Annotated in this window: 10 protein-coding genes; 9 read left to right on the top strand and 1 reads right to left on the bottom strand. The window is 35.7% G+C overall.

Annotation, left to right across the window (positions count from 1 at the left end; translation table 11 throughout):
- Nucleotides 1-225 precede the first annotated feature (225 nt).
- The 8 genes from AC4BHA_RS09730 (at nt 226) to AC4BHA_RS09695 (ending at nt 10,606) form a co-directional block, all read left to right on the top strand.
- Complete coding sequence (locus tag AC4BHA_RS09730; RefSeq protein WP_490558496.1) at nt 226-1,908, top strand: YrzE family protein; 1,683 nt, start codon at nt 226-228, stop codon at nt 1,906-1,908.
- 679 nt (nt 1,909-2,587) lie between these two features.
- Nucleotides 2,588-4,033, top strand: a complete 1,446-nt coding sequence (locus AC4BHA_RS09725; RefSeq protein WP_066109582.1) for an amino acid ABC transporter substrate-binding protein/permease — start codon at nt 2,588-2,590, stop codon at nt 4,031-4,033.
- Nucleotides 4,020-4,748, top strand: a complete 729-nt coding sequence (locus tag AC4BHA_RS09720; protein WP_066109585.1) for an amino acid ABC transporter ATP-binding protein — start codon at nt 4,020-4,022, stop codon at nt 4,746-4,748. The genes AC4BHA_RS09725 and AC4BHA_RS09720 overlap by 14 nt, the downstream gene beginning before the upstream one ends.
- A gap of 349 nt (nt 4,749-5,097) precedes the next feature.
- The gene (locus tag AC4BHA_RS09715) at nt 5,098-5,922 is read left to right on the top strand and encodes an undecaprenyl-diphosphate phosphatase (RefSeq protein ID WP_066109587.1); all 825 of its coding nucleotides are present in this window, start codon (nt 5,098-5,100) and stop codon (nt 5,920-5,922) included.
- Between the two features lie 190 nt (nt 5,923-6,112).
- Complete coding sequence (locus tag AC4BHA_RS09710; RefSeq protein WP_066109590.1) at nt 6,113-6,805, top strand: response regulator transcription factor; 693 nt, start codon at nt 6,113-6,115, stop codon at nt 6,803-6,805.
- Entirely contained in the window at nt 6,802-7,809 is a 1,008-nt protein-coding gene (locus tag AC4BHA_RS09705; protein WP_066109593.1) for a sensor histidine kinase, read from the top strand. The genes AC4BHA_RS09710 and AC4BHA_RS09705 overlap by 4 nt, the downstream gene beginning before the upstream one ends.
- Nucleotides 7,810-7,911: 102 nt before the next feature.
- Nucleotides 7,912-8,673, top strand: a complete 762-nt coding sequence (locus AC4BHA_RS09700) for an ABC transporter ATP-binding protein (RefSeq protein ID WP_148630348.1) — start codon at nt 7,912-7,914, stop codon at nt 8,671-8,673.
- Nucleotides 8,663-10,606: an ABC transporter permease gene (locus AC4BHA_RS09695; protein ID WP_066109599.1), complete on the top strand. Its 1,944-nt coding sequence runs from the start codon at nt 8,663-8,665 to the stop codon at nt 10,604-10,606. Before AC4BHA_RS09700 ends, AC4BHA_RS09695 begins: the two co-directional genes overlap by 11 nt.
- A gap of 1,026 nt (nt 10,607-11,632) precedes the next feature.
- On the opposite strand, the gene AC4BHA_RS09690 is transcribed toward AC4BHA_RS09695, so the two are convergent.
- Nucleotides 11,633-12,646 carry a CdaR family transcriptional regulator gene (locus tag AC4BHA_RS09690; RefSeq protein ID WP_490558495.1) on the bottom strand — a complete coding sequence of 338 codons (1,014 nt, stop codon included), beginning with the start codon at nt 12,644-12,646 and terminating at the stop codon, nt 11,633-11,635.
- 202 nt (nt 12,647-12,848) lie between these two features.
- Between AC4BHA_RS09690 and AC4BHA_RS09685 the strand changes: the two genes are divergently transcribed.
- Nucleotides 12,849-14,144 (top strand): GntP family permease, encoded by a 1,296-nt coding sequence (locus tag AC4BHA_RS09685; RefSeq protein WP_490558494.1) that lies wholly within the window; start codon nt 12,849-12,851, stop codon nt 14,142-14,144.
- Nucleotide 14,145: the final 1 nt, after the last annotated feature.

The raw sequence follows: 14,145 nt of genomic DNA, 5'->3' as shown, positions 1-14,145 counted from the left end.
TTGCTATTCAATTAAATTTGATGTTTCCAACTATATCCTATCTTGTTTAGCAATGTCAATAATAATTTATAATATTTAAAATATTTTTGATTTATAATAAAGAATATCCTAAATCAAGTTACAGCAACTAAAATTCATGAATATTTCCAATTCATGAATCATTTTGGCCAGTTATTCGTATAGGATATTAAGGTAAATTATAGAAAAAATAAGGAGGGGTACTTTGTGGGAAATATCTTCATCTATTCCATTATCATTGGGATTATATCGGCACTTATTCTTGTGCCATTCAAAAATAATGAAAAATTACGTATCCATATGAAGGGGAAAACAAAACTGCTTGTTTTTGTCAGCTTAGCTGCATTAATCACGATTAAAGCATTTTTATTTTATTACTTCACCCTATTGGATCAAACTATCTCTTCTCTTTGGATTTTTGTCATCATACTAACCTTGCTGGGTTCAATGCTTGCTACGGGTATGGAGAGAACCATTAAGGGTATTTTATTTGCAGGTAGTTTGCTTGTCGGTCTCTATTTTTTAACGGCATTTCTGTTCAATGCCGATGAAAAGTATACTATAGCTAAAATGGACATCAAAGAAGAAATTCAAACATTTGATGAAAATAAAAAGCCGGCCAGCGTGCCTCCTCAATACGCGCGCAATAAAATGAAAAAAGCATTTGGCCAGGTACCAAATACGAGCTACTACGAATTAGGGAATTTACAAATCCAAAAAGTAGATGGTGAGTATGTTTATATTGCTCCAGTCGAATTTTCAGGATTCTTCAAATGGCTGAAAGGGAAAGAAACTCCTGGTTACTTTATATTGAGTGCTACAGATTCATCAGCCAACCCAAAATTTGTTGATGCAGAAATGATCTACACTCCTTCTGCATTCTTCAATAAAGAAACAGAGCGCCGTATTCGTCTACAGTATCCATCCTACATATTCTATGGGGATTCACAGCTTGAAGTAGATGATAATGGCACGCCATTTTATATTCGCTCTTATGGTGATTTTGTCTCTGCCAGAAATGGCTTTAAGGTAAAAGGTGTTGTGGTGATGGATGCCAAAACTGGGAAGTCCAACTCTTATTCCCTTTCTGAAGCGCCCGAATTTATTGATGGTGCCGTTGCACCAGAAGTCGTCAGTACACAAAACAGCTACTTCGGAAATTATATTCATGGCTATTGGAACAGCCTATTTGGAAAATCAGATGTTAAACTGCCTTCTGATGAGGGTACCGAAGCGAATGTAAGTCCGATCTTTGATGAAAATGGAGATATGTATTATTTCACTGATTTCACGAGTCCTAAAGAAGGCGTCGATTCTATGCTCGGCTATGCGCTCACAAATTCCAGGACAGGTAAAGCTGTCTATTATACAGGTAATATGGAGGAATCCTACATGGATTCACAGGGTGCCCTGCAAATTATCGAGAAGAAGTTTATAGAAAAGAAATGGGAAGGAGAAATGCCCATCATCTATAATTTTTACGGTGAAGCCAGTTGGTTAACAGGAGTCCTGGATTCAAATGGATTCCTACAAAATTATTTCATTGTATCTGCTGCCAATCCTGAAATAACAGCATATGGGTCAACGCCAAATGAAGCCTTAAAGCTATACAAAACAGCACTTCAAAAAGGCGGCGGAACGGTTAACGGCACCTCCACAAGTGTTGAGAAGAAAATCGATGGGAAAGTTATCAGAGTCTATAAAGAAAAATCAGGTGAATATACCGTCGTTTCGTTCCTTCTGGATAATGGACAAAGCTACAATATGTCCTCTGAAAAGGATCCTTTGATCATATATCTGCAGGAAAACGATGAGGTATCTGTAACGTACCTGGATACCGGGGAAAACTTTTTACCTGTTAACGGTATTACAATTAAGAATTTACAATAATATATACTGAAGAAAATAGATCATCCTCACTCGAGGATTGATCTATTTTTTAACAACTGGACTAATTTTATTACCCATATTTAAATTATTGTTAAATATATAGTTAGAATCGTGTTGAATAGGGTAAATAAAATTAGTCATAAATACTCATAATAGGTAGTGTTTACATTATTAAGAGGAGGGCTTTGGAGTTAAATTCTATAGATCAATACCCATACTGGATGTAGTTCCAAAAGAATTAGAGCACAAATGGAAATATACTTTAGAATTCATTCTTCAGAACTAAAATTTGCTTAAGATACACTTACATGGTTAAAGCATTCTCAGCTGTTTTCCATACATAATCAGTATTAATATGTGAGTTAGATTATTTTCACATAACATTTAGGAAGTACTTTCCATTTACAAATCTCTATATATTTTATTAGATTAAATACGTATAATACTGCTCTTTTTTTATTTCTCCACCCTTTATTACATCTTTTTCTTCACAACAAATAAATGGAAATCTTATAGTAATCTAATATTATTTGGTAAGTATTGATTGCCAAAAAACCGTATCTTTATATATACTCATAGAGATACATACATTCTGTTATAAGATTAAAACATCCCTTTTAACCCGCCCCAATTGGATATAGAGGGTTTTTAAACGTTACTTATATGAAGGAGGTTCACAATGAAGAAATTTTCAAAATTCACATTCCTAATAGCAATGGCTATTGTCATGATTGCTTCATTTATATTCCCGGCTTTAAACACGAAAGCAGAAGGAAAAAAATATGAGATTGCAACAGATATTACATTTGCCCCATTTGAATTCCAGGAAACGAATGGCGAATTTGTAGGTATAGATATCGATTTACTCAATGCTATAGCTGAAAATCAAGGGTTTGAAGTAGAAATTAAGCCGCTTGGATTTAATGCAGCCGTACAAGCACTAGAGTCCAATCAAGTAGACGGCGTTATTGCCGGAATGAGTATAACAGATGAAAGACAACTGAAATTTGATTTCTCCGATCCCTATTTTGAATCTGGTGTCGTAATGGCGGTTGCCGAGGGAAATGAAGAGATTAAATCCTATGAAGATTTAAAAGGAAAAAAGGTAGCCATTAAAACAGGTACAGAAGGTGCCAGCTTTGCAGAAAGCATAAAAGATAAATATGGCTTTAAAACGGTAACCTTTGATGATTCCGCCAATATGTATGACGATGTTAAAACAGGTAACTCTGCAGCTGTTTTTGATGATTACCCAGTTCTGGCATATGGGATTACGCAAGGCAACGGATTAGAAATCGTTACTGAAAAAGAAAAAGGCGGCTCCTATGGATTTGCTGTCGCTAAAGGGCAAAATGCGGAATTGATTGAGCAGTTCAATACAGGTCTAGCCAATCTAAAAGAATCCGGTGAATATCAGGATATTATGGATAAGTACTTGAAGGCAGAAAAAAGCACCGATACTAATAACGGTTTCTTCGGCTTATTAGAATCAAGTATGCCAAGTCTGTTAAAAGGTCTTCAAATGACCCTGATATTGACTGTCGTATCTCTCGTTATAGCATGTATCCTAGGTATTATATTTGGTCTGATGCGTGTGTCCCATCTCAAAATCTTAAGGGCAATCGGCGTCATTTACGTAGATATCTTTAGAGGAACTCCACTGATTGTTCAAGCTTTCTTTATCTATTTCGGTATTCCAGCAGCACTTGACTTCCGTATATCTGCAGTTGCTGCCGGTATCATAACATTAAGCTTAAATGCTGGTGCATATATGGCTGAAATTGTACGCGGTGGTATCGAATCCGTTGATAAGGGACAAATGGAAGCTGCCCGAAGCCTTGGTCTTCCATATAAAAAGGCAATGGCAAAGGTTATCCTTCCACAGGCAATCCGTCTGATGATTCCATCTATCATTAACCAATTTATCATTACATTAAAAGATACCTCTATCCTATCCATCATTGGTATTAATGAATTGACTCAAAGCGGAAAAATCATTATTGCCAGAAACCTTGAGTCCTTCCAAATGTGGCTGATTGTAGGGTTTATATACTTTATCATTATTATGATTTTAACTAAGGTATCAAACCGTATGGAAAGGAAGATCCAAAATGGGAAAGCTTAAAGTAAAAGGATTAAAAAAATCATACGGGAAGCTGGAAGTACTAAAGGATATCAGTCTTGAGGTTAAAGAAGGCGAAGTTGTCTGCTTAATCGGCCCTTCTGGATCCGGTAAAAGTACACTTCTGCGCTGCCTCAATTTACTTGAAGAAGTAAATGAAGGTGACGTAACAGTTGATGATAAACATTTAACTGATAAAAACACAGACATTAATAAAGTTAGGGAAAATATCGGAATGGTATTCCAGCATTTCAATCTCTTCCCGCATATGACAGTACTAGATAATATTACTTTGGCTCCTGTTGAGCTGAATAAAGCTACAAAAGAAGAAGCAAAAAAAATCGGCTTAAAGCTATTGGCTCGTGTGGGTCTTGAAGATAAGGCCAATGCCATGCCAGCTCAACTGTCCGGCGGACAAAAACAACGTGTGGCGATTGCACGAGCTCTTGCCATGAACCCTGACATTATGTTGTTTGATGAGCCTACGAGTGCACTTGATCCCGAAATGGTCGGTGAGGTTCTGAATGTTATTAAACAGCTTGCACAAGAGGGTATGACCATGGTAATTGTGACTCATGAAATGGGCTTTGCCCGTGAAGTAGCTGATCAGGTCATCTTTATGGATGGCGGTTATGTTGTGGAAAGAGGAACACCTGAAGAAATCTTCTCCAATCCGCAAAATGAACGAACTAAGGATTTTCTTGATAAAGTTTTATAAGGATAAGTTAGGGCACAGTGCTTAAGCACTGTGCCCTTTAGTATTTCTATTTTGATAACCTCCTTCTTGCTGATGTAATGACTATCCATATATGCAGTTACTAAAAGGCCTGATATATATGAATCCTGCCTTTACTCTGATATAAACTTCTATTTCCTGGTTACATGCAACCCTTCATGCAAACACTCCAATATTTTCATAAAAACCTTTATTACGCGCAAAATAAGCTTTAGTATTAATCCAGTTCCCTTACTTTCTGAATTTTCCAGTTTCGAACCGTTCTCTCCAAATGATATTATTATTTTAGTATAATAAATAAAAGTAAAAGCTATAAAATAGGAGTGTTAAAATGGATTCAATTAGCTTTATTGAAATAATACAATTTGTTTTTTTAGGATTACTGCAAGGTCTTACTGAACCTATCCCTGTATCTTCAAGTGGCCACTTGGTCATCTTTCAGCATTTTTTCGGACTTAACATTCCGGGATTAAGCTTTGAGTTGTTTGTAAACTTTGCGTCCCTACTGGCCGTTATCTTTATTTATCGAGCAGATTTAATGAAGTTGATTAAAAATGGATTTTCCTATTTAACAGGTTCTGATAAATCTACCGCCACGAAAAAGGATTTTTATTTTATTCTTTACTTAATTGTTGCTACAATTCCAGCTGCATTTATCGGTCTTTTCTTTGAGGATCAAATCGCATCTATTTTTAAGGGTGTACGTGTCATTGGCTTTGCGCTGATTATCACAGGTATTGCTTTATGGCTTATCCGTAATTTAGAGGGCAGGAAAGCTGAGGGAGAACTAACATTTAAGGATGCCATTATTGTGGGATTATCACAGGCTGTTGCTTTAATACCTGGAATCAGCCGTTCCGGTGCAACGATCGTATCCTCTATGGCTATGGGAATGAACCGTGAAACTGCGTTGAAATTCTCGTTTTTTCTATATATCCCAATCAGTCTTGGCGGCATGGTATTTTCAGTATCCGATATGGTGAACGATCCTGATTTAGGAAGACTGCTGATTCCGTATGCATTGGCATTTATAGCTTCCCTCATCGCCTCCTATTTTTCACTGCGTTGGTTTATGGATATTATGAAAAAAGGGAAATTAGGTTATTTTTCTATTTACTGTTTTATCGTAGGAATCCTCGTTATTATCTTCGGTTAACTTATAAAAAGGAGAACAAGCATTGGTGCTTGTTCTCCTTTTTATATTTGCGAGTCGTTTTTATAGTACACTATATTTATATATACTATACATTTTGAGCTTTACATGACAAAACAACTAATACCCTAAAATAGTTCGAGCTACTTTACCACTATTCGTAATCCTAATAAATAAAGAACGGGTGATGGTTATGTTTAAAATTTTATTAATTGAAGATGACACCAGCCTTTTTAAAGAAATTAAAGAGAGGTTAACCCAATGGTCTTATGAAGTATATGGCGTTCAAGATTTCGGAGAGGTACTTAATGAATTTACGGATATTCAGCCTGACTTAGTCCTTATTGATATTCAGTTGCCTAAATTTGACGGTTTCCATTGGTGCCGGCTGATACGGACGCACTCCAATGTACCCATTTTATTTTTATCATCGAGAGACCACCCTACTGACATGGTGATGTCTATGCAACTTGGTGCTGATGATTTTATACAGAAGCCCTTTAACTTTGATGTTTTAGTTGCAAAGATTCAAGCCATTTTACGAAGAGTTTATAATTATAATGCTGATCAAACACAGCTGAAAATCTGGTGCGGAGCGACCATTAATTACGAAAAAAATACGGTTGAAAATGAACTTGGATCAATAGAGCTTTCAAGGAATGAAATTTACATTTTAAAGCAGTTAATCGATCATAAGAATAAGATTATCAGCAGAGATACTTTAATTCGCAGTTTATGGGATGATGAGCGGTTTGTCAGCGATAATACATTAACGGTCAATGTGAATCGGTTGCGAAAAAGGCTGGATGAACTTGGACTCGGACATTTTATAGAAACAAAAGTAGGTCAAGGTTACATGGCAAAAGAGACGGCTGATTCTTTATGATAAAGAGCTATTTAATTGAAAGACGAAGCTGGATTATCTTATTCCTATCAATTCATCTATTTATACTCTTTGTGGCTTATATTGACCAGTCTATCCCTTTTCAATCAATTGCTTATATCGTCTTTTTATCTGTAATTTTATTTACCATCTTCATTATCATACGCTATAAAACTGAAACGCAATTTTATAGAAGTTTAGATAAGCGGGAAACTGATTTAGACATCTCCACTTTGCCGGATGCAAGGAGCCCTATTGAACGAATTGTTCTAAATAGTATCCTGAATCAAACAGAGCAGCTGAAACATGCAACTGCACATAGCCAAACCTTAATTGAACAAGAAAAAGATGACTTACTCTCCTGGATTCACGAGGTTAAAACTCCGCTAACAGCCATGAATTTAATCATTGATCGCCTTGAGGATGAACGAACAAAATCTGAGCTAACCTATGAATGGATGAGAATTCAACATCTTCTTGATTCTCAACTTTTCCAAAAGCGACTTCAATTTATTGAAAACGACCTTTTAATAGAGAATTTAGATTTACGTAAAATTGTCTATAAAGAAATAAGAGAATTGCAGAGTTGGTGTATCCAGAAAAGAATCGGCTTTGACCTCCAGCTGGATATTACCGAGGTTGTAAGTGATGCCAAGTGGTTGAGCTTTATTATTAGACAATTATTAACGAATGCAGTCAAATATAGTCATGACTCAGATATTATTATTTCAAGCCGCCCCCTGCCAAATGAACATATCATTTTAACCATACAGGATTTTGGCCGCGGCATTGATCAGAGGGATTTGCCGCGTATCTTTGATAAAGGCTACACTTCTGCTGTGGAACATACCGATAATGCTGCGACAGGTATGGGCTTATATCTAGCTAAAAAAGCAGCAAATCCTCTTATGATTGATATTGGAGTAGATTCAAAACTAGACGAAGGCACCCGATTTACGCTTACCTTTCCAAAGAAGAATGATTTTGTTGAGGTCATTAGCATGTGACAGGAATGTCACATGCTTTTCTATTTTGTTCGGAGAATAGAAGGATTTGAATAGAACGTCCTCTATATAATGAAGGTATCAATTAAAGGGAGACGATTCCATATGAATATATTAGAGGCACATAAAATCCATAAATCATTTGGTAGCAAATTTAATCAGCAAGAGGTTCTAAAAGGCATTGATATTACTATTAAAACAGGAGAATTTGTTGGAATAATGGGCGCCTCCGGTTCAGGAAAAACGACTTTACTTAATGTATTATCTTCGATTGATAAAGTCAGCACAGGGACCATCATGATTAATAATACAGAGATGACAGCAATGAAGGAAAAGCAATTAGCTGAATTCCGCAAGCATCATCTTGGCTTCATCTTTCAGGAGTACAATTTATTAGATACCTTAACTGTTAAGGAAAATATACTTTTACCATTATCTATTAGCGGCTTATCCAAAAAAGAAGCTATAAAGAAGTTTGATGAGGTAGCTAAGGATCTTAGCATCCTGGACCTGAAGGATAAATACCCAAATGAACTCTCAGGCGGTCAAAAGCAGCGAACATCTGCAGCAAGAGCGTTTATCCATGAACCAAGTATTATTTTTGCCGATGAACCTACAGGTGCCCTTGATTCTAAATCAGCATCCGATCTGTTAAATAAACTAAGTGAATTAAACCAAAAGAGGAATGCAACGATTGTATTGGTTACACATGACCCTATAGCAGCCAGTTATTGCAATCGCGTTATTTTTATTAAGGATGGACAAATCTATACACAGCTAACTAAGGGCCAAGAAGATCGTGAATCCTTTTTCAGAGGAATTATTAAAACACAAGGAATCTTGGGTGGTGTTATGGATGAGCGTTAAAACACTCATATGGAGAAACCTCAAAAAAAATATAAACAACTATTATCTCTATGTATTTGCTTTAGTTTTCAGCGTTGCCCTTTACTTTTCATTTGTTACTCTGCAGTATGACCCCGCAATGGATGCTGCTAAAGGTTCGATAAAAGGAGGGGCTGCACTTCAAGTAGGATCTATTTTGCTCATTAGCATCGTACTTGTATTCCTGCTCTTTGCCAATAGTATTTTTATTAAAAGGCGGGGCAAAGAAATTGGTCTATTCCAGTTAATCGGTATGACGAAATCGAAAATATTCCGTATTTTAAATATGGAGAATGCGATTCTCTACTTTGGTTCATTGGTGGTAGGTATTTTTATTGGATTCTCCATTTCAAAGCTTATTATGCTTATACTAATTAAATTAACTGGTGTCGAGGATATAGCTGCTCTACGTTTTTCAGGAGAAGCGCTAATCCAAACTATTATTGTGTTCAGTGTGATCTATCTACTAATCATGTTATCAAATTATCTCTTCATTAAAAGACAAACTATATTATCATTATTTAGAGTAACTTCTTCCACTGAAGTAAAAGTCAAAAAAATATCTAAATTTGAAATCACAATTGGTATACTTGGTCTTTTTTTAATAGGATCTGGATACTATATTTCAACTAAACTTTTCGGTGAAGATTTATCTACTGGCGATGAGTTAATAGCAGCAATGTTATATATTCTTGGGGCTGTGATAGTTGGGACCTATTTGTTTTATAAAGGCTCTGTGACCTTTATTTTAAATAGTATTCGTAAAAAGAAAGATGGTTATTTAAATGTGTATGAGGTTCTCTCTCTCTCATCTATCATGTTTCGCTTGAAATCGAATGCTATGTTATTAACAATCATCACAACTGTTTCAGCACTTGCAATCGGTTTACTCTCCTTAAGCTATATTTCCTTCTATTCAGTAGAGAAAACAGCGAAGAATGATGTTCCAGCTAACTTCTCCTTTATGAATGAAAAAGATGCTGATCATTTTACAAGTGTCCTTCGTGAAAATGGCATTGCTTTTAAGGAGAAGAAAGTTGACGTTATTCAATCGAGAGTTAATATTGAGCAAATTATAGAAACCAGCCTTAATGTACTTGATCTTCGACTGAATTCTATGCCAATGCCTGTTATCAGTGAAAAGGCAATTGACGATGTTGAGTTATCTGCCCATGAGGCTTATTTCACCGGGTATAGCGACATGCTGAAAAATACGTTGGATTTTAAAGACACAGGTAACATCCAAATAACAGGTAACAACATAACGATTGACCAAAAATATACAGGCCTAAATAGGGATTATGTGATTTCCTGGAACTTTACCATCAGCGGTATACCTGCTGTAGTTGTGGATGAATCTACTTTTCAAAGATTAAAGGATGATATAGATCCAGCTATACAGGATGCTGACTCACTCTATATTGGGATTGATATCACAGATAATGAACAGCTTCCAGAAGCAAATAGTCTATTCAACCAATTAGCTACTCAGGATGATACACATGAATCTCGTATTAACATGATCCAAGATAACAAAAAAAGAATGGGATTAACGATGTTTATTGTCGGATTTCTCGGTTTAACATTCCTTATTACATCGGGCTGCATTCTTTACTTTAAACAAATGGGTGAAAGTGAGGACGAAAAGTTAAACTTCTCTATCTTAAGAAAACTTGGATTTACCCAACAGGATCTTTTGAAGGGTGTTAAGCTAAAACAATTATTTAATTTTGGAATACCACTCATATTAGGTCTTTGTCATAGCTATTTTGCAGTTAAGTCAGGTTGGTTCCTATTTGGAATAGAGATTTGGACACCGATGTTACTAGTAATGGTGTTGTATACAGTATTCTATTCTATATTTGGAGTATTATCTGTTTCATATTATAAGAAAATCATAAAAGAATCGTTATAAAATTATTTATGGAGCTCTTGCTTTAAATAGCGGGAGCCTTCTTTTCATTTTGAAGAAAATAATTCGAGGAAAATTCTATAAATAGCGTGTTTTAATGATGGGAATTTAAATTTATGGTGCATACTCTAATTGCCTTTGTCTATTCATTTTAGATAAAGGCATTTAATGAAGTATACACCATTCCTAAAGTAGCAACTTTAGAGACAAATGTTATCACAATTGCTTTCATATTAGATCCTCCCTTGTTTCAATATTAGCCCAATATCGCATATGATTAATTACATTAAACAAATAATACAAGAGCCATTGTTACAAATTTAAGTCCAAATACAATTCCTAATCCTTTCATTCTGCCTTTCCTCCTATCTTTTTTTCTTTACGTTTGCATTCCTACAAAGAGCAAATATTACTACATACAATGTTCATTACATAAATAACATTAACGCCATTGTTACAGCTTTAAATCCAAATACAATCGCTAATGGTTTCATTCCTTCTCCTCCTATCTTTTTAATTACATATTGTCCTATTACATAAAAATTTGCATTGCTGTATAGACTAACAATAATGATCCCGCTTTAAGCGCAAAAGTTGATACTACACTTTTCAATTTCACAATCTCCTTTTCAAAAATAAGTGATCTTTCAAGTTGATTTCTCAACCTTACAGATACAGTATAGTCCAAAATGACTATAACAGTCCAGTGAAATTTTCAAAAAAAGTTTGTGAAATTATTCACTTATATTTTGTTAAGCACACCGTTTAATCTATTGGTATACATAGTTGTATACAAGTATTCATAGAGAAATATGATTGTGAAAGCAATGAAAACACTTCCAAAATCATGTGATTTATTTCACAAACTGTATTACTCTATAAAAATATAGACTATAACAGTTTTGTTATCTTGATAATTTTTTTCTAGATTTTATTCACAAACTTTTGTCTGTCTGCACCCAATTAATTCGACCTTCAATTTTCAATAAAAAAACCTAACCGAATGTTAGGTTTAAATGAATGAGGAATTTAATCCTTTAACATAATAAAGATCAACTCGAACAACTCGAATATTTGTTTAGGATCTTTACTTGTTATCTCCTTAATTTTATCCAGACGATATTGCAGCGTATTTCTATGAATATGTAACTCTTTTGATGTTAATGTCATATTGCCATTCTTATTAATATAGATCTGCAAGGTCTCCAGCAATTCCGGCGAAGAGATAAGAGAACCTTTAATATAGGAGTGATTAATAAACGAATCTATACCTATCTCGCTGATTCTGGATAAAAAGGATACATCCATATAATGAATAACTCTCTTTTGAAGATTTAATTTTTCACTAATTTGCATAGCACTGATTGCTTGATGATAGCTCTCAGAAATAGTGTCTACATGACTTCCAACACTGATCTTTATAGTCGAATTTTCATTAGTTAACAGGTCAGCCAAGGGTTTGACTCCGCTATTATCCTGTAGCAGGATGATGGAATGCTCATCTTCCTCAAAAACAGGATAATTGATTCTTATAGGACTTGGCTTTGGCTTTGCAATCAGGACAGATGTTTTTCTTGTCAGATCAAGCTGGTAATTCAGAGCTTCCCTTTTTATTTCATCTGAATATGGGTACTTCGTTTCTATTAGTAACTTAAGAAACGCGGACTTCTTTTTACTAATCTCCTCCATACTCTTCAACGCGATTTCTTGTTCAATTAACAGAGAGACTGTGGTTTTGACTAGTTTGCAAAAAGGGATTACCTCATCCGGCTCGCCACTAATCCCAATAACACCTACCATCTTTTGATTAATGACAATCGGTTCATTTGTACCCTTTTTTTCGTACCTATTATCCTCTGTTATTGTAATCATCCTGCCTAAACGTAGGGCTTGGACTGCTCCAGTATGAAAGGTTCCGATTCTGTCCTTACTCCCGCTGCCGATAATGATGCCCTTTTCGTTCATAATATTGATATTATATGGAATATCCGCCATCATTTTATCGACAATATGTTGCGCCTGTTTATTAGTTAACTGATACATGGTGAACAAAACCTTTCTTTATTTCTGTACCTCCTTATCTTATGATCCGTAAATCTTCTCCTATATTTCCATTATAAACTAACAAACCTCTCATCACTTTCTTTGTGCGTTTGCACAAAGAAAATCATCTATCCATCAATAGAATTGTAACCGCTACCAAACTATAATAAGACGTATTCCACACTACTTAGGAGGTTACAAGATGGACGGGATTATGATTAGTTGGATTGGGGCTTTAGCTGGTCTGGCAATAGCCATTATCTTAATCTTAAAAAAGCTGAACCCGCTGTATGCTCTATTTTTAGGAGCCATACTCGGATGTTTAATAGGTGGAGCTAACCTTGAGGAAACAATCAATATACTTGTTGGCGGCACTCAAAGTGTTATGGGGACTGTTATTCGTGTTCTTGCCGCTGGAGTTTTGGCTGGTGTCATGATGGAATCCGGGGCTGCAGAAACAATCGCCCAATCTATTGTTTCTAAATTAGGGGAAAAGAAGGCTCTCATTGCATTAGCTCTTGCCACCATGATTATTACAGCGGTTGGGGTATTTATCCCTGTAGCTGTCCTGATTGTAGCGCCTATCGCTTTATCAATTGGTAATAAAATGGGCATTTCAAAAATTGCTCTATTATTAGCACTATCCGGAGGAGGAAAAGCGGGTAACATCATCTCGCCAAACCCGAATACAATTGCAGCAGCCCGAGGGTTTGATTTAGAACTTAGCGATGTAATGATTGCAGGTCTTATCCCAGCAATTTTCGGCTTAATCGCAACTGTTCTCATCGCCACTTTAATCAAAAATAAAGGCAAAAAAGTTTCAGATAATGAGGTTGTGGATCTTGATCATGGTTCAGCTAACTATCCTCCACTGAATAAAGCAATCGTAGCTCCATTAGTAGCCATTATCTTATTAATGATTAATCCAATCGGTTCAATTTTAAATATAGAGGCCTTATCCAGCTTTAAAGTAGATGCTATGTACATTCTCCCCCTTGCAGGTATCATTGGAACAATAGCTATGGGGAAATCAAAAAATTTATTGAAATATACAGCATCAGGCTTGGATAGAATGACAGTAACTGTGTTAATTCTAATTGGTGCAGGTGCCATCGGAGGATTAATTTCTCAATCCAATCTATCCGCACAGGTTGTTTCATTAATTGAAGCTACCGGTATCTCTGGTACATTCCTGGCACCTATAGCAGGTATTTTAATGGCAGCAGCCACTGCCTCTACATCTACTGGCGTTATTATTGCCACAGGATCATTCAGCGAAGCTATTTTAGACATGGGAGTTGCACCACTTGCCGCTTCAGTTATGGTTCACTCAGGTGCAACAGTAATTGATTCATTACCGCACGGAAATTATTTTCATGTTACAGCGCAAAGCATGAACATGTCCATTAAACAAAGGATGTCCGTAGTCGGCTACGAAGCAATTGTCGGTGCAACCATGACGATTGTAGCCACCATTTTATTCGGATTTATTTTATAAC

The sequence above is a fragment of the Pradoshia sp. Z3_51 genome, assembly GCF_058215915.1.
Note: the sequence above shows the minus strand (reverse complement) of the source record. Positions and strands in the feature narration are given on the sequence as shown.